At 71.9% G+C, this 15,426-nt stretch carries 12 protein-coding genes and 1 tRNA gene; 6 read left to right on the top strand and 7 right to left on the bottom strand.

The features are described from left to right. The first annotated feature begins 60 nt into the window (after window positions 1–60). The 3 genes from AB0G52_RS05980 to AB0G52_RS05970 all read left to right on the top strand — a co-directional run bounded on the left by AB0G52_RS05980 (window position 61) and on the right by AB0G52_RS05970 (window position 2,151). Window positions 61–1,233: a helix-turn-helix domain-containing protein gene (locus tag AB0G52_RS05980; protein WP_132890654.1), complete on the top strand. Its 1,173-nt coding sequence runs from the start codon at window positions 61–63 to the stop codon at window positions 1,231–1,233. Window positions 1,234–1,362: 129 nt separating this feature from the next. Beyond that, entirely contained in the window at window positions 1,363–1,965 is a 603-nt protein-coding gene (gene orn / locus AB0G52_RS05975) for an oligoribonuclease (protein WP_132890653.1), read from the top strand. 113 nt (window positions 1,966–2,078) lie between these two features. Beyond that, a tRNA-His gene (locus AB0G52_RS05970) sits at window positions 2,079–2,151 on the top strand. An 80-nt stretch (window positions 2,152–2,231) separates the two neighbouring features. On the opposite strand, the gene AB0G52_RS05965 is transcribed toward AB0G52_RS05970, so the two are convergent. Next, window positions 2,232–3,119, bottom strand: coding sequence for a LysR family transcriptional regulator (locus AB0G52_RS05965; RefSeq protein WP_361334122.1), 888 nt, complete (start codon window positions 3,117–3,119; stop codon window positions 2,232–2,234). Between the two features lie 70 nt (window positions 3,120–3,189). Here AB0G52_RS05965 and AB0G52_RS05960 point away from each other — a divergent pair, with 70 nt between their 5' ends. The 3 genes from AB0G52_RS05960 to AB0G52_RS05950 all read left to right on the top strand — a co-directional run bounded on the left by AB0G52_RS05960 (window position 3,190) and on the right by AB0G52_RS05950 (window position 7,622). Next, window positions 3,190–3,921 carry an SDR family NAD(P)-dependent oxidoreductase gene (locus AB0G52_RS05960; protein WP_361334119.1) on the top strand — a complete coding sequence of 244 codons (732 nt, stop codon included), beginning with the start codon at window positions 3,190–3,192 and terminating at the stop codon, window positions 3,919–3,921. A gap of 234 nt (window positions 3,922–4,155) precedes the next feature. Then, window positions 4,156–4,719: a hypothetical protein gene (locus AB0G52_RS05955; RefSeq protein ID WP_361334116.1), complete on the top strand. Its 564-nt coding sequence runs from the start codon at window positions 4,156–4,158 to the stop codon at window positions 4,717–4,719. Further along, window positions 4,716–7,622: a M48 family metalloprotease gene (locus AB0G52_RS05950; RefSeq protein ID WP_361334113.1), complete on the top strand. Its 2,907-nt coding sequence runs from the start codon at window positions 4,716–4,718 to the stop codon at window positions 7,620–7,622. Before AB0G52_RS05955 ends, AB0G52_RS05950 begins: the two co-directional genes overlap by 4 nt. Before the next feature lie 40 nt (window positions 7,623–7,662). On the opposite strand, the gene AB0G52_RS05945 is transcribed toward AB0G52_RS05950, so the two are convergent. The 6 genes from AB0G52_RS05945 to AB0G52_RS05920 form a co-directional block, all read right to left on the bottom strand. After that, window positions 7,663–7,803 (bottom strand): hypothetical protein, encoded by a 141-nt coding sequence (locus tag AB0G52_RS05945; protein ID WP_361334110.1) that lies wholly within the window; start codon window positions 7,801–7,803, stop codon window positions 7,663–7,665. A 202-nt stretch (window positions 7,804–8,005) separates the two neighbouring features. Continuing rightward, window positions 8,006–11,014: a S53 family peptidase gene (locus AB0G52_RS05940; RefSeq protein ID WP_361334107.1), complete on the bottom strand. Its 3,009-nt coding sequence runs from the start codon at window positions 11,012–11,014 to the stop codon at window positions 8,006–8,008. A 196-nt stretch (window positions 11,015–11,210) separates the two neighbouring features. Further along, window positions 11,211–11,777 (bottom strand): dihydrofolate reductase family protein, encoded by a 567-nt coding sequence (locus tag AB0G52_RS05935; protein ID WP_361334104.1) that lies wholly within the window; start codon window positions 11,775–11,777, stop codon window positions 11,211–11,213. A gap of 75 nt (window positions 11,778–11,852) precedes the next feature. Continuing rightward, window positions 11,853–12,908: a LacI family DNA-binding transcriptional regulator gene (locus tag AB0G52_RS05930; protein ID WP_132890648.1), complete on the bottom strand. Its 1,056-nt coding sequence runs from the start codon at window positions 12,906–12,908 to the stop codon at window positions 11,853–11,855. A gap of 55 nt (window positions 12,909–12,963) precedes the next feature. Beyond that, complete coding sequence (locus AB0G52_RS05925) at window positions 12,964–14,421, bottom strand: GH1 family beta-glucosidase (RefSeq protein ID WP_132890647.1); 1,458 nt, start codon at window positions 14,419–14,421, stop codon at window positions 12,964–12,966. A gap of 76 nt (window positions 14,422–14,497) precedes the next feature. After that, window positions 14,498–15,418, bottom strand: a complete 921-nt coding sequence (locus AB0G52_RS05920) for a carbohydrate ABC transporter permease (protein WP_132890646.1) — start codon at window positions 15,416–15,418, stop codon at window positions 14,498–14,500. Window positions 15,419–15,426 lie beyond the last annotated feature (8 nt).

Raw genomic sequence — 15,426 nt, 5'->3', positions numbered from 1 at the left:
GGGAAACGTGCAGGAGCGACACAACCGAGGAGCCGCGACCACCGAGGGGGGCTTAGCAGTATGAGCCACGACTCCACTGCCGCGCCGGAAGCCGCGGCCCGGAAACTGTCCGGGCGACGCCGCAAGGAGATCGTCGCGGTGCTGCTGTTCAGCGGCGGCCCCATCTTCGAGAGTTCCATACCACTGTCGGTGTTCGGGATAGACCGCCAGGACGCCGGCGTGCCGCGCTACCGACTGCTGGTGTGCGGTGGTGAGGAAGGCCCGCTGCGGACCACAGGGGGCCTGGAACTCACCGCGCCACACGGCCTGGAGGCGATCTCACGCGCCGGGACGGTCGTCGTGCCGGCCTGGCGCTCGATAACGGCGCCACCACCGGAGGAGGCGCTGGACGCGCTGCGCCGCGCGCACGAAGAAGGGGCGCGCATAGTAGGGCTGTGCACCGGGGCGTTCGTCCTGGCCGCCGCCGGACTGCTGGACGGCCGCCCGGCCACCACCCACTGGATGTACGCGCCGACGCTGGCCAAGCGCTATCCGTCGGTGCACGTCGACCCACGGGAACTCTTCGTGGACGACGGGGACGTCCTGACCTCGGCCGGTACGGCGGCCGGGATCGACCTCTGCCTCCACATCGTGCGCACGGACCACGGCAACGAGGCGGCCGGGGCACTGGCCCGCCGCCTGGTGGTACCGCCGCGCCGCTCCGGCGGTCAGGAGCGCTACCTCGATCGGTCTTTACCAGAGGAGATCGGCGCCGACCCGCTGGCCGAGGTCGTCGCCTGGGCGCTGGAGCACCTCCACGAACAGTTCGACGTGGAGACGCTGGCGGCGCGCGCGTACATGAGCCGCCGCACCTTCGACCGCCGCTTCCGGTCACTGACGGGCAGCGCCCCGCTCCAGTGGCTGATCACGCAGCGGGTGCTGCAGGCGCAGCGCCTCCTGGAGACGTCGGACTACTCGGTGGACGAGGTGGCGGGCCGCTGCGGCTTCCGCTCCCCCGTCGCGCTGCGCGGTCACTTCCGCCGCCAGCTCGGCTCGTCCCCCGCGGCCTACCGGGCGGCGTACCGTGCCCGCCGTCCGCAGCCCGACCGCTCCGACGCCCCGGAACCGGCTCCGCTGCCGCCGTCGGGTCCGCTGCCGGTCCAGTACCCCGAGGGGGTACTGCCGATGCAGACCCGCAGGACAGCGGCGGTGGGCCTGTCGGCCAGCCTGCCGGGCCCGCGCACGGGCAGCTGATCCGCGTCACCGCCCACCCGGCTCGGCCGGGTGGGCGGTCGCCGTTCTCGGGGTACCGCCGGTGACCTCGCGCACAAGGTCGCCGCACGGCCGGTCCGGCTCGCGGCGGCGCGCCGTAAGGTTAGACACATGAACGATCGCATGGTGTGGATCGACTGCGAGATGACCGGCCTCTCGCTGTCGGACGACGCGCTCATCGAGGTGGCCGCACTGGTCACCGACTCCGAGCTGAACGTGCTCGGCGAGGGCGTGGACATCGTCATCCGTCCGCCGGCCAAGGCACTGGAGACCATGCCGGAGGTGGTGCGGCAGATGCACACCGCGTCCGGGCTGCTCGACGAGCTGGCCGGCGGCACGACGCTCGCCGAGGCCGAGGAGCAGGTCCTGGCCTACGTACGCGAGCACGTGAAGGAACCCGGCAAGGCCCCGCTGTGCGGGAACTCCGTGGGCACCGACCGCGGCTTCCTCGCGCGGGACATGGCGGCCCTGGAGGGATACCTCCACTACCGGATCGTCGACGTCTCCAGCGTCAAGGAGCTGGCGCGGCGCTGGTACCCGCGGGCGTACTTCAACAGCCCCGAGAAGAACGGCAACCACCGCGCGCTCGCCGACATCCGCGAGTCGATCGCCGAACTGCGCTACTACCGCGAGGCCATCTTCGTACCGCAGCCCGGCCCCGACTCGGACACCGCGAAGTCGATCGCGGCGAAGCACGTCCTGCCTGCCCAGTAGCCGTCCCGGGGTCCCAGGAGGGCCGCCGCGAAAGCCGTGCGCGAGCACCCCTTCGGACCCTGTACACTTTTTCTCGGCCGGTCGGAAAGACCACAAAGTCACCACCGGTCATGGTGGGTGTAGCTCAGCTGGTAGAGCACCTGGTTGTGGTCCAGGATGTCGCGGGTTCGAGTCCCGTCACTCACCCTTGCACGAAAGGCCTCTGTCTCGCGGAAACGCGGGACAGAGGCCTTTCTGCCGTTTGGCCAAGGTCACCGACCGGCGGATCACAATCCGACCCTCGTACCGGGCGCGTTCCCTTTGCTCCCTCGGCCTTCCGGGCCCGCCACGGCGGCGGCCGCGCGGACGAAGGCGGCCAGGGCCGGGGAGGTGGCGTGCTCGGGCCAGGCGAGGACGAGCGTGGTGGGCTCGGCGTCATCGACCGGGACGGCGACCAGGTCGTCGCGGAGCTGGTCGCGGATGGAGGAGGGGAGGACGGCGACCATGCGGCGCAAGGCGATGAGGTGGAGAAGCTGCGCAAGGTCGTGGATCTCGGGTCCGGGTGAGCCACCCTCAGATGCGCCCGGCCAGCACGGCAGGGGCTCCCCGGCGAGATCGTTCAGGCAGACCCGGGTACGGCCCGCGAGGCGATGCGAAGTGGGCACCACGAGAAATTGTGTCTCGGTCAGGAGGTCCTGGGTGTCCAGGCCGGTGAGGTCGTGGTGGGGGCGGTGCAGCAGGGCGGCGTCGGCACGACCCTCCCGCAGGAGGATCTCACGCTCGCCGAAGCTGCACACCAGCTCGACCGGCAGCGCACCCGGCTCAGCCTGATAGGCGTCGAGGATCGCGGGCAGCAGGCCACCGTCGCCGCCCGGCTTGATGACCAGGACCAGACGCGGGTCGGCGCGGCCGGCCCGCCGGGTGCGGCGCGCCGCGGCCGACGCGGCGTCGAGCACCGTACGGCTCTCGCGGAGCAGGACGGCCCCCGCCTCGGTCAGTGCGACCCGGCGACTGCCACGTTCCAACAGGGCCACGCCCAGCCGTCGTTCGAGCTGCCGAATGGCGCGGGAGAGCGGCGGCTGGGTCATCCCCAGCCGGACGGCCGCCCGGCCGAAGTGCAGTTCTTCGGCGACAGCGGTGAAGTAGACGAGCTCGCGGACCTCCAGTCTTTCCATACCCGCACGGTATCGCTGCGTGCCTGGTCGGTGTTGGAACTCCCGGCCGCCCCCGTGGTGGGCTGAACGCATGACAGAAACCACGACCGCCCTGGTCACCGGTGCCAACAAGGGCATCGGGCGCGAGGTCGCAGCCCGGCTCGCCTCGCTCGGCGCGAACGTCCTGCTGGCCTCGCGCGACCCGCACCGCGGTGCGGCAGCCGCAGCCGCCCTGGGTCCGCGGGTCCACCCGGTCACCCTGGACGTCACCGACCGCGCCGGCGTCCTGTCCGCCGCCCGCTGGATCGAGGAGCGCTTCGGCCGGCTGGACATCCTGGTCAACAACGCCGGCATCGCCGGCGACCTCGCCGCCCAGAGCCCCGGCAGTGTCGAACTGTCCCTTGTACGCGAGGTGTTCGAGACCAACGTGTTCGGCGTGATCAGCGTGACCACCACGATGCTGCCGCTGCTCGCCCGCTCCCCCGCCGCCCGGATCGTCAATGTCAGCAGTGGACTGGGTTCCATCGCCCGCATGACCGATCCCGAGGACTACTTCACAACCCGGCCCCCGTTGGCCGCGTACGTCCCGTCCAAGACCGCGCTCAACTCGCTGACCGTTCAGTACGCCAAGGAACTGCGCAGCCGCAACATCCTGGTCAACGCCGCCGATCCGGGGCCGTGTGCGACCGACCTCGCCACCGCGTTCCCCGGCCTCACCCGCACCGCGGCCGACGGCGCGGCCGTGGTCGTCCGGCTCGCCACGCTGCCCGATGACGGGCCGACCGGCGGCTTCTTCGACGAGCACGGCCCGGTTCCCTGGTGAGCTGCCTGCCAGGGAACCGAGGGACGGGGTGGCGGGGAGCTGGAACCGTTCCGAGCGGGAACGGTGTCACCGGGGTCCGTTCGGTGCCGGTTCGGATTGGGTGAAGAACGCGGACAGGCAGGGAAGTTCGCCGTGCCGGATGTCCCCCCCGCAGTACCTTGAAGCGACTTGGCGCGTGGACGTGATGAGGGGGATGTGGTGAACGGGGGACCGGAAACGGCTGTGGGGACACCGGTGCGGGACGTCGTCCGAGTGATCGTCAACGAGCTGGCGCCGCATGAGCTGATCTTGCTCGACGGGCTCCTCCTGGTGGACGACGACAGCGCCTTGCGGCGTCTTGCGAGCGGACAGGACCGCGATCCACTGGGATTCGGACTGGGTGAGGCCGCCGCTCTGGTGACCCCCGTGGTGTGGATGGCACTGGACGAAGCGGCGCGTCAGATCGTCTCCGCCGGCGTCGCCTCCGCCGGCCGGCGTTCGAGGCTGTGGCTGCGCCGGATCGGGCGCCGGCCGACGGCGCCGCGCGTGCTGCCTCCGCTGGAACCGGGGCAGCTCGAAGCCGTGCGTCTGCGGGTGGTTCAGCTGGCCGTGGAGAGCGGCCTGGAGCGCGGGGCCGCCGAGGCGCTCGCCGAACGTGTCGTGGCCCGCCTCGTGCTACCCGCGGAACAGGAACGGGGCGACGAACAGGCCGACACCGCCGGACGGGACCGGGACGGCGGCGCGGGCCCGCACTCCACCGCCCCGGCTGACACCGGGCTCCAGGACGGGCGCGGACCGGACGGAGGAGACCGCACATGAGCGCGGACGCGGCGCTGTTATCTCCTTCCGGCCGCGTGGACGAGCGCCTCCTCGGGGCCGGCACCGGTCCGCGGTTCATCCTGCTCATCGTGCTGTTCCTGACCAGCAGTGCCACCGTGGCGTCGGCCATCAGTCACTCGCTGACCGATCCCCGCAACATGTCCGTGGGCTGCGCCCTGGCCGCCGGAGCTGATCCGCGCGGTGACTACCTGGGCGTGGGCGTGGCCACGGTCAGGGCGGACAAGGCGTTCCGGGCATGTCTGGACCGCTTCGTCCCGCACGCCTCCCCCTGGCTGGTGCCGTCCGCCGTGACGGCACTCGTGCTGGTCGCCGTTGCCCTGTACTGGACGCTGCCCTGGTGGAGGCAACGCCACCGCAGGCTCGTACCGGTCGAGGTGATCGACCGGCACGGCGAGTTGCCGGCCGTCCTCGACGAACTCGTCGACGTCGCCGGCCTCACCCGACGGCCGCGCTTCGTCGTGGCCCCCGCAGCACGCACCGCGAGTGCCGTGGTTTTCGGACGGTGGCGCCGCCATGTCGTCTGCCTGCACGGCGGCCTCGTAGTGGTCCGGCACCGCGATCCGCTGCGGTTCCGCGCCGTGGTGCTGCACGAGGTGGCCCACATCCGCAATCAGGACGTCGACATCACCTACGCGACGGTGGCCCTGTGGCGCGTCTTCCTGTTCACCGTCCTTCCCGGCTACGTGGTCTGGGCGGCGCTGTCCCTGCATGTGTCGCTGTCGTCGGCGGTGTTCGGTGCCCCGTCGCTGGTGGCCACCTCACGCGACATGGCGGCCACAGCGGCCATGATCGCTTTCGTCTTCCTGGCCCGCGCCGACATCCTGCGCACCCGCGAACTGTACGCCGACGCCGACGCCCTCCGGTGGGGGGCCGACCCGGCGGGCTGGCTCGGCGCGACCGACAGGACGAACCGGGACCGCGGAAGGTCCGGTACGGCTCTGCGGGCCTTCGTTTCCCTGTGGCGGAGTCATCCCGACTGGGAGCGGCGCAGACAGGCGCTCGCCGACACGCAGGAGCTGTTCCGGTCCTCCGCGCTCACGCTGTTCCTCACCGGCGCGACCGCGTCGATCTGCGCCGGACAGCTGTACGGCTTCGGAACCGGGTGGGTGATCCATCTGGCGGCGGACACGGTCGCCGGTCTGATCGCGGCGACGGTCGGCGTGACCCTGTGGCGCGCCGCGGCCCGGGCTGTGCTGACGGGCGGCCGAGCCCCCTCGGGTCTGCGCGCCGGTTGGTGGCTGGGGGTGGGGCTCGCCCTCGGGGAGGTGCTGACCGGCAGCGTCTCCGGGTGGCGTGTGCTGCCCCGGCACCCCGAGGTGTTCGCACTGCTCGTCGTCATCAGTGTGCTCGTCACATGCTGGACGGCACAGTTCGCCGACCTCGTTCTGCGCTGCTGGCGGGGACGCAGCCTGCGGCCTGTGTTCGCCGTGGGGCTGCTGGCCACGCTGGTCGTGTTCGCCATGTCGTACGACTGGTGGCAGAGCAGTGGCAAGCTCTTCGCGGCGGGCTGGCCCTACTCGGAGTCGGCGATCCGCACGGCACTCCAGCAGGATCTGCCGGGTCCCGCCCTCGGTGGGAGCACGCTCACGGCGATCGCCGTCGTGATGTCGGTCGTCCTGCCGTGGGAGGCGGACACGTCACTGCTGTGGGCGGCGACGGCCCTGTGGGCGCTGCCGTTGCTGGCGTGGGCGGTCGGGGCGACGGGCAGCACACCGACGTGGGTGATCCGTGCGCTGCAGCCGGGGGAAGGGACCGTGTGGCAGGCCGGGCGGCTGCCGTCGTTCCGGCGGCTCGCCCTGGCCTCGGTACTCGGAGCCGGCGGCGCCTGTCTGGGTGTGGTCGTGGTCCTGGCCCGGCTGCACGCCGTGCGGCCGCCGACCGGCCAGCTGCTGGGACAGCAGGTCCTGCTGCTGGTGACATGGCTCGTCGTGGTGGTCATCGCAGTGGTCGTGGCCACGGCAGCGGTGACCGGTTCGGCGACACCCCGGTTCCCGGTGCCGGCCGCGGCCGGGGCCGCCGGGGTGACGGGACTCGCCGGCGTCACCGCCGTCTTCCTGCTGATCTCAGCCGACGGCTGCGTGAGCGGACTGGCCACGCTGCGCACCACCTGCGCCTGGACACCCGGGGGCGCCTGGCCGTTGACCGAGGTGGTGCTGCCGCTCGTTCTGGGACTGGCGGTGTTCGTCTCCGCCTTCACCGCCGTGGTCGCCATGGCGGCCCGGCGGCTGCTGGGAGCGGCGCGCCCGGGCACCGGTGACCGGGCGCGCCGCTCGCCCCTGCCTCCTCCGCGGGACCCGGCCCGGTTCAGCGGCCCGGCCCGCAAGGCCGCGGTGGCGGTCATCTGCCTGGCCGCCCTCACGCTGAGCACCGCGGCGAGTCTCCCCCTCGGCACCGGCGGACAGTCCGGCGTCCGCACTTCGCTGACCCGTGAAGACCTGGCTCCCGCCCGGACCACCACGCCGTCCGCGGAGGTGCTCGCCCTCGAATCGGACGCATGGCTACGTCTCGGAGGCAGGAAGCTCCTGGCCGCGATCACCGGCGAACTCCTCGGCGTCGTGACGGCCCTCGGGGACGACGGAGACAGGGCCCTCACCGACCGCGGTTACGCGGCCCGCGTCATACGCCCGCACTGCCTCGGACTGCAGACGGCCGCCCAGCAGCTCGGCGCCTACTTTCCGCTGCCCGACCCCGCTCTGCAGCAACGGTGGCCGGCGCTGCTGGCGCAGGCCCGGACGATCGGCGCGGACTGCCGACGAGCCATCGACGACGGGAAACGGGACCTCTACGTCAAAAGCATGGAAGAGATCCTCGGCGTCGCCGAGCGTCTGGGCACCGTCCTCCCCCAGGTGACCGCGGAAGCCGGTGACCGTCGGAGCCGGTGACCGCACCTGCAACCAAGGCGCAGGGCACGACAGGGAATGATCAAGGGAGCGTGTGTTCGGAATGTTCGGCGGCCTGCTCCGGGTCCGGCGGCGGTGGCGGGAACAGGCGGTCTTCCAGCACGGGCAGCCCGAGCAGCATGACAAGCGGCACCACCGGGCCGAGCAGGGCTAGCACGATCACGGCGCCTCCCCGGGAAGCTGGCGATCACGGCTGGTACGGATGGGCGAACCGGCCACCTTCACCGTGCGCCCGAACGGGGGACGCCGCATCCGGGGCCGGGGCTCTCATAGGCCGAACAGGTGAACGCTCATCACGGGAGCGCAGCGATGCCCCGCCGGCCAGGAGGGCCGGCGGGGCATCGCGGTCGTGCCGTCGGTGGGCGTCAGCCGACGTAGCCGGCGACGTCAGCGATCACGTTCGTGGTGCTGCTCGTGTAGAAGTCCACCTTGCCGTCGGAGCCGACGGGCACGATGACCTGGTTGGCGATCGTGCTGCCCTGCGCCCAGTTCAGGTTGGAGGCCGTCGGGCGGCTGCCGCCGTCGGCCCAGGCGGAGAGGTAGCCGCTGCCGGTCGTGCCGGTGACCGTGACGGTCAGCACGACCGCCTTGACGCCGGTGGACGGGATGGCGTCGCGCCCCGAGACCTGGAGGGCCAGGGTCTTGCCGCCGCCGAGCGCCGTCGTCTGACGGGTGTCCAGCAAGCGCAGCGGGGTGACCGTGTGGAAGGACGACCCGCTGGTGGAGAAGGAGCCGGAGACGTCGGCGATCACATGGCTGGTGCCGTGGACGTAGATGCTGACGTTGCCGTCACTGCCGATCGGCACGACCACCAGGTTGGGGATGGTGGTCCCGGTCGCCGACCAGTTGACGTTGGACGCGGTCGGGCGGGTGGCTCCTTCGGGGTAGGCCTCCAGGTAGCCCCCGCCGACGGTCTGGGTGGCCGTCAGGTTGAGCACCACGGAGGTGGCGCCGGTGGGCACGCCCCCGTGGCCGCGGACCTTGAGGCTGATCACCGCGTTGGAGATCTTGCCGGCGGTGGGGATGCCGACCTTGGAGCGGGTGTCCAGCAGCCGGGCCGGGGTCAGCGCCGTGTACTTCGAGCCGGTGGTGCCGCTGGTGTAGTAGCCCTGGACATCGGCGATCAGGTGGGTGGTGCTGCTCGTGGAGAGGTCCACCACGCCGTCGCCCGCCACCTTGACGGTCGCCGAGGCGGCGATGGTCTGGCTCGCCCCGGTCCAGTCGAGGTTGCTGGTCGACGGCTTGCTGGTGCCGTCGGCCCAGGCGACCAGCGACCCCGCGCCGGTGGTGCCGGTGACCGTGAGGTTGAGCACGACAGCGGTCACGCCGCTGCTCGGGATCCCGCCGGCTCCCTCGACCTTGACCGGGGCGGTGCCGCCCGCGACCAGGGGCTTCGTGGTCGGCAGGGAACTGAGGCCCCAGCCGGTGCCGTTACGGGTGTCCAGCAGACGCTTGGGGCTGCTGAGCGGGTGGAAGGTGGCGGCGCCCGTGGCGGCCGTGCCCTTGGCCGCGCACAGCGCGCCGGTCAGGCCGGCCTCCTTGGGCGAGCCGAGCCCGGTCACCTCGTCGTAGCCGGCCGCCGCCGTGTAGCCGGTGGCGTACACGGAGTTGTCGCCGCTGGTGACGTCCCAGAAGTTGGTCGGGTAGCTGCTGCGTGCGGCCGTGTAGAGGGCGTTGTTGAGGAAGCCCACCTGGCCGTTGGTCTGGCAGGCCGTGCCCGCGTTGGCCTGCACGATCGCGGCGGCCCAGGTCGGGGCCGCACCGCTGGTGCCGCCGATGATGCCGGGGACGGGGCTGGTGGACTGGCTGTCGTCCTGGAAGTAGATCGGGTAACCGTCGGCCGGGTCCGCCAGAGCGGAGACGTCCGGAACGGCGCGCTTGGTGGTGGTCGCCACACCGCCCTGGTAGATGACGGGAGCCCAGCGCGAGGAGACGCCGCCCCCGGTACCGCCGGATGCGTTGCCCCACGTCGTCTGGGTCGTGGTGCCGCCCGAGGTGGTCATCGTGGTGCCGCCGACCCCGGTGACGTAGGGCTGGCTCGCGGGGTCGTCGACGGCCTTGGCGGTGGAGCCCGTCGCGCGGTAGCAGTCGCTGGAGCCGTCGTCGCCCGAGGCGGCGACGACGCTCTGGCCCTGGGCTGCGGCCTCCGCGAAGACGGTGTTCTCCGCATTCGCGGTCGCGCTGCTCTCGACCGCCTCGCACTCACCCCAGCTGGTGGAGATGACCTGCGCCCGGTCGTCGGTGACCATCCGCTGGTAGACGTCGAGCACGTTCTGGTCGGTCGCGGACTCGGCGTCCGGCCCCTGGTAGTCGATGACGGCGGCGCCGGGCACCAGACCTATCAGGTCCTCGATGTCGAGCGCCGACTCCACGCCGACCGATCCGTCGGTGGCCGGCGCGCCGGCGCCCGCCGTCGTGTCCACGTACACGGTGGACACCGAGGTGCTGGTGCCGACGCAGGACTGGTACGCGGCGATGCTGGCGGCGTCGACGTTCTCCAGCTCGAACACGGCCACGGTCTGCCCCGCGCCGGCGGTGGCGGAGCTGGACATCCCGTAGGCGCCGGCCAGCTTGCCGGGGCTGTAGTAGTCGGTGCCGTCGGTCCAGCCCGCGCCGGTGAAGTCGGCGCAGAGGGCCGGGGTGTACGTGTGGGGGGCCACCGTGCGCGCACCGCGTCCCGCGACGGCGGCGGAGTGGTGCTCGCCTGCCCGCCGCACCGGGGAGTGGTGGCTGCTGACGGTGTTGACACTGCTCAGTCCGACGATCCCGGTCACCGAGGACGCCACGTTCGCGGGCAGCGCGGGGGCCGAGGTGTTGAGGTAGTCGGTGGTGCCGTCCTTGAGCCGGACGTTGTGGAAGCCGGTGCCGAAGGCGTGGGACGCCTGCGCGGCGGTGGCGGTGACCGGGATGGACAGGCCGTCCGGGCTGACCTTGCCGGGCGAGAGACCGGCCGCCTTCAACGCCCCCGAGACGGCCGTGATGGTGGCCTCGGTGGGACCGAAGACCGAGGCGAACTGCCCCTTGGCGAGGTAGTGGTGGTACTGGGCGTTCCCCGGCGTGGACACCGCGGTGACGAAGTCCGCCAGCGCCTGCGGGTCGCGCGGGGACAGGTTCACGCTGAGGTGCAGCGTGGTTCCGGGCGCGGTCGCGCCGGTCACCGTCGCGCCCGCCGGGACCCGCGGCGCCGGCCCTATTCGTCTGGGCGCGTGCGATCCGGCCGTTCCTCCCTGCGCGACCGCGTCACCGGCGGTCGCGGTGACGGCGACGAGGGCGACGGCAGCGGTGGAGGCCGCCACGATCGCCCTGGCCCGTCTGCCGGTCTTGACTGCCGCGCGCCCGGGACGTCCCGGCGCGGCGTGGACCTTCTTGGCCATGCACACATCTCCTAGAACTGACACACCGCCACATCCATGTGCTGTGGCGGTGGTCGAAGCGTCACTCGGCCGACAGGCGCGTCCACGTCACGTGGCGTGCAGGAGCTGTCCCTCTTAACCGGAGTGTGCGCATTTTTTATCAGGCCATGACAGTTACTGTCTCTATTCGCCCGAGAACCATGAACGGATCTTTACGTCAGCGACGCCGAACGCGGTGGCGGAGGTGAACGGCCCCTGAGCCGAAGGTGCGGGTCTCGACGAGTTCGAGGTCCACCCGCTGCTCGGCCCGGGGGAAGAACGGGATGCCGCCGCCGACCAGCACCGGGTGGACGATGGTGCGGTACTCGTCGATCAGGCCCAGCCCCGCCGCCTGGACGGCGAGGGTCGCGCCGCCGATCGCGATCTCGCCCTCGCCCGGTTCGGCCCGCAACCGCTCGATCTCCTCCGCCACGCCGCCGGAGGCCAGCCGGGCGTTGCCCTGCACCGTCGAGAGGGTGGTGGAGAAGACCACCTTGGGGAGCGGCTTCCACAGCGCGGCCCACTCCAGCATCGGGGCGTCGAGCGACGGATCCTGGTCGGCCGTCTCCCAGTAGAGCATCGTCTCGTACAGCCGCCGCCCCATCAGGTGGACGCCGACCCCCCGGATCTCGTCGATCCAGTACCGGAAGACGTCCGGGTCGGGCGCCGCCCAGTCGAAGCCGCCGTCCGGTCCGACGATGTAGCCGTCGAGCGAGACGCCCATCGAATAGGTCACGCTGCACATCAGGGGCCCTCCTGGGTGACGAGTTCGACAGTACGACCGCCCGACGCCACGGAACTCATCGCGAGAGCCGGAAGACTAGGAGGACGCTCGGATCACCAGTTCCGTGGGGAGTACCGCGTGCCTGCGTTCGGGGCCGCGGGACTCGGCGGGGCGGCGGTCGGCGATCTCGGCCAGCAGGAGGTCGATCATCGCGCGGCCCATCTCCACTATGGGCTGGCGGACGCTGGTGAGCGGCGGTTCCATGTGACGGGCGATGGCCGAGTCGTCGTACCCGACCAGTGCCACGTCGTCGGGGATGCGGCGGCCCGCCTCGCGCAGCACCTGGCGGGCGCCCGCCGCCGTCACGTCGGAGCCGGCGAAGACCGCGTCCAGCGCGGGCTCGCGCTCCAGCAGCCGGGTCATCGCGCGTCGACCGCCCTCCTCGGTGAAGTCCCCCGGTTCGATGAGGAGTTCGTTCACCTGGTGGCCGGCGTCGCGCAGGGCGTCACGGTAGCCGTCGACGCGCCGCTGGGCGCCGTACACGTCCAGGCGGCCGGTGATGTGCGCGATCGTCCGGCGGCCGCCGGCCAGCAGGTGCTCGACGGCCGAGCGGCCGCCGCCGTAGTTGTCGGAGTCGACCGACGTCAGCGACTCGGCGGCGGAGCGCGGGCCGCTGATCACCGCGGGGATCTCCAGCTGGGCGAGCAGGTCGGGCAGCGGGTCGTCGGCGTGCACGGACACCAGCAGGACACCGTCCACACGGTGGGCGGCCAGGTACTGGGCGAGCCGCTCCCGCTCCCGGTCGCTGCCCGCGAAGATCAGCAGCAACTGCATCTCGGTGTCGGAGAGTTCGGCGCCCACTCCGCTGAGCATGTCGGAGAAGTACGGCTCCGCGAAGAACCGGGTCTCCGGCTCCGGGACGACCAGGGCGATGGCGTCCGTGCGGTTGGCGGCCAGCGCGCGGGCGGCGGTGTTGGGCACGTAGCCGAGTTCGTTGACGGCCGCCTCGACGGCCGCCCGGGTCGCGTCGCTGACCCGCGGCGAGCCGTTGATCACCCGCGACACCGTGCCGCGGCCCACGCCGGCCCGGGCGGCGACCTCCTCCAGGGTCGGCCGCCGGGCGCCCCGGCCCCGCTCACCCTTGACCGTCATGGTCGCCGCCTTCCGTTCGCAGCTCTCAGGCCAGGAATGTAACAGCCGTGCCGGGTCAGCCCTGGTGGGCGGCGTCCGGCAGGGCGTTCTGGCGGATCACCTCCGCGTACCAGTGTGCGCTCGCCTTGGGGATGCGGCGCTGGGTGCCGTAGTCGACGTAGACGGCGCCGAAGCGCTTCGAGTAGCCGTAGGACCACTCGAAGTTGTCCAGCAGGGACCACAGGAAGTAGCCGCGGACGTCCGCTCCGTCGGCGACGGCCTGCCGGACGGCGTCCAGGTGGGCGTGCAGGTAGGCGATCCGCTGCGGGTCGTTCACCCGGCCCTCCGGGGAGACGTAGTCGTCGAAGGCGGCGCCGTTCTCGGTGACCATCAGGGGCAGCCGGGGGTGCGAGGCGGCGAGGCCGGTCAGCAGCGTGTGCAGGCCGCTCGCGTCGATGGCCCAGTTCATCGCGGTGAGCTGGTCGTTGGCCAGGTGGAAGGCCACGTCGTCGGCGCCCGTCCACGGGGAGTGGTCGCTCGCGCCGTGCCCGTCGTCGCGGGTGCTCGCGTCGCCCTCGACGGCCGCGGAGACCACGGTCGGGGAGTAGTAGTTGACGCCCAGCAGGTCGATGGGGCGGGAGATGTCGGTGAGGTCGCCGTCGTGGATCAGCTCCGCCCAGTCGACGAGGTGCGCGGTGTCGGCGAGCAGGTCCTCGGGGTAGGCGCCGTCCAGGATCGGGCCGGTGAAGATCCGGTTGCCGACCGCGTCGATACGGCGGGCCGCCTCGGCGTCCGCGGCGCTGTCGGTCAGCGGACGCACCTGGTGCAGGTTGAGGGTGATGGAGGTCTGCGCGGTCGCGGGCAGGTTGTCCCGCAGCGCCCCGACCGCCCGGCCGTGGGCCAGGTTCAGGTGGTGCGCGGCGCGCAGGGTGGCCGCCGGGTCGGTACGGCCGGGGGCGTGCACGCCGGAGCCGTAGCCCAGGAAGGCGCTGCACCAGGGCTCGTTGAGGGTGGTCCACACGCCGACGCGGTCGCCCAGGGCGCGGGCCATGATCTCGGCGTAGTCGGCGAAGCGGTACGCGGTGTCCCGCTGCGGCCAGCCGCCCGCGTCCTCCAGCTCCTGCGGCAGGTCCCAGTGGTAGAGGGTGGCGACCGGGGTGATGCCGGCGGTGAGGAGTTCGTCGGTGAGCCGCCGGTAGAAGTCCAGCCCGCGCTCGACGGCGGGTCCGCGGCCGGTGGGCTGCACCCGGGACCAGGAGACGGAGAACCGGTAGGCCTTGAGGCCGAGGTCCTTCATCAGGGCCACGTCGTCCTTGTACCGGTGGTAGTGGTCGGCGGCGATGTCACCGGTGTCGCCGTTGCGGACCTTCCCGGGGGTGTGGCTGAAGGTGTCCCAGATGGACGGGGTGCGGCCGTCCTCGGCGGCGGCCCCCTCCACCTGGTACGCGGCGGTGGCCGCCCCCCAGACGAAGCCGGGCGGGAAGGAGGTGTGGGAGGCCGGCTGGGCGGAGGCCTCGGTTCGTACGGCGGTCATGGTGAGAACGCTCCCGAAGTGGCGTGGGAAAGGGGCATGGGAGTCGGACAGGGGTGTGGCACGGCCACGGCGGGCGTCAGCCCTTGACGGCGCCCGCCATGATTCCTCCGACGATCTGCTTGCCGAAGATCACGAAGACCAGCAGCAGCGGGAGGGTGCTGATCAGCGCGCCGGCCATGACGATGCTCTGGTCGGGGGTGTAGGAGGCGCTGAGCTGGCCGAGGGCGACCTGGAGGGTGGGGTTGTCCTGGTTCAGGGCGAGGAAGGGCCAGAAGAAGTCGTTCCACGCCTGGACGAAGGTGAGCATGCCCAGCACCATCATCGCGGGCCGGGCGGCGGGCAGCACCACGTTCCACACGATGCGGATGTTGGTCGCGCCGTCCACCTTGGCCGCCTCGATGAGTTCGTAGGGCAGGGCCTCCAGCAGGTACTGGCGCATGAAGAAGACACCGAAGGCGCCGACCAGGGTCGGGAAGATCACCGACTCCAGTTTTCCGCCCCAGCCGATGTCGGCCATCATCATGAACAGCGGTACGACGCTGAGCTGCGGCGGGATCGTCAGGGTGGCGATGACGGCGGTCATCAGGGCGCCCCGGCCGCGGAACCGCATCTTGGCGAAGGCGTAGCCGGCCAGGGTGCAGAAGAACAGGGTGGCCGCGGTGATGCAGCCCGACACGATCACGCTGTTGACGATGGCCTTGCCCAGGTTGGCCTGGTCCCAGGCGGTCTGGAGGTTGCTCCACAGCCTGCCGCCCGGCAGCAGCGGGGGCGGACTGTCGAGGACCCGCTGCTGGTCGTGCGAGGCGGCCACCAGCGTCCAGTACAGCGGGAAGACGGAGCCGAGGCCGACGACGACCAGGGCGAGGTAGGTGAGGGGGCCGCCCTTGAGCTGCTGTCCGGCGCCGAGCTTGAGCCGTACGCGGTTCCTGGCCGGGGCGGTGGCCGGCGGCAGCGGGTCGAGGCCCGGCGCGGTGTTGGTGGGGCTGGTCGTGGTCATCGATATCG

Origin of the sequence: Streptomyces sp. NPDC021562 (genome assembly GCF_040640875.1) — a bacterium.
GTDB lineage: Bacteria > Actinomycetota > Actinomycetes > Streptomycetales > Streptomycetaceae > Streptomyces.
Note: the sequence above shows the minus strand (reverse complement) of the source record. Positions and strands in the feature narration are given on the sequence as shown.

Excerpts from the sequence above, each read along its gene's own strand:
- AB0G52_RS05980 (WP_132890654.1), top strand. The coding sequence starts at position 61 with ATGAGCCACGACTCCACTGCCGCGCCGGAAGCCGCGGCCCGGAAACTG.
- orn (WP_132890653.1), top strand. The coding sequence starts at position 1,363 with ATGAACGATCGCATGGTGTGGATCGACTGCGAGATGACCGGCCTCTCG.
- AB0G52_RS05965 (WP_361334122.1), bottom strand. The coding sequence starts at position 3,119 with ATGGAAAGACTGGAGGTCCGCGAGCTCGTCTACTTCACCGCTGTCGCC.
- AB0G52_RS05960 (WP_361334119.1), top strand. The coding sequence starts at position 3,190 with ATGACAGAAACCACGACCGCCCTGGTCACCGGTGCCAACAAGGGCATC.
- AB0G52_RS05950 (WP_361334113.1), top strand. The coding sequence starts at position 4,716 with ATGAGCGCGGACGCGGCGCTGTTATCTCCTTCCGGCCGCGTGGACGAG.
- AB0G52_RS05940 (WP_361334107.1), bottom strand. The coding sequence starts at position 11,014 with ATGGCCAAGAAGGTCCACGCCGCGCCGGGACGTCCCGGGCGCGCGGCA.
- AB0G52_RS05935 (WP_361334104.1), bottom strand. The coding sequence starts at position 11,777 with ATGTGCAGCGTGACCTATTCGATGGGCGTCTCGCTCGACGGCTACATC.
- AB0G52_RS05930 (WP_132890648.1), bottom strand. The coding sequence starts at position 12,908 with ATGACGGTCAAGGGTGAGCGGGGCCGGGGCGCCCGGCGGCCGACCCTG.
- AB0G52_RS05925 (WP_132890647.1), bottom strand. The coding sequence starts at position 14,421 with ATGACCGCCGTACGAACCGAGGCCTCCGCCCAGCCGGCCTCCCACACC.
- AB0G52_RS05920 (WP_132890646.1), bottom strand. The coding sequence starts at position 15,418 with ATGACCACGACCAGCCCCACCAACACCGCGCCGGGCCTCGACCCGCTG.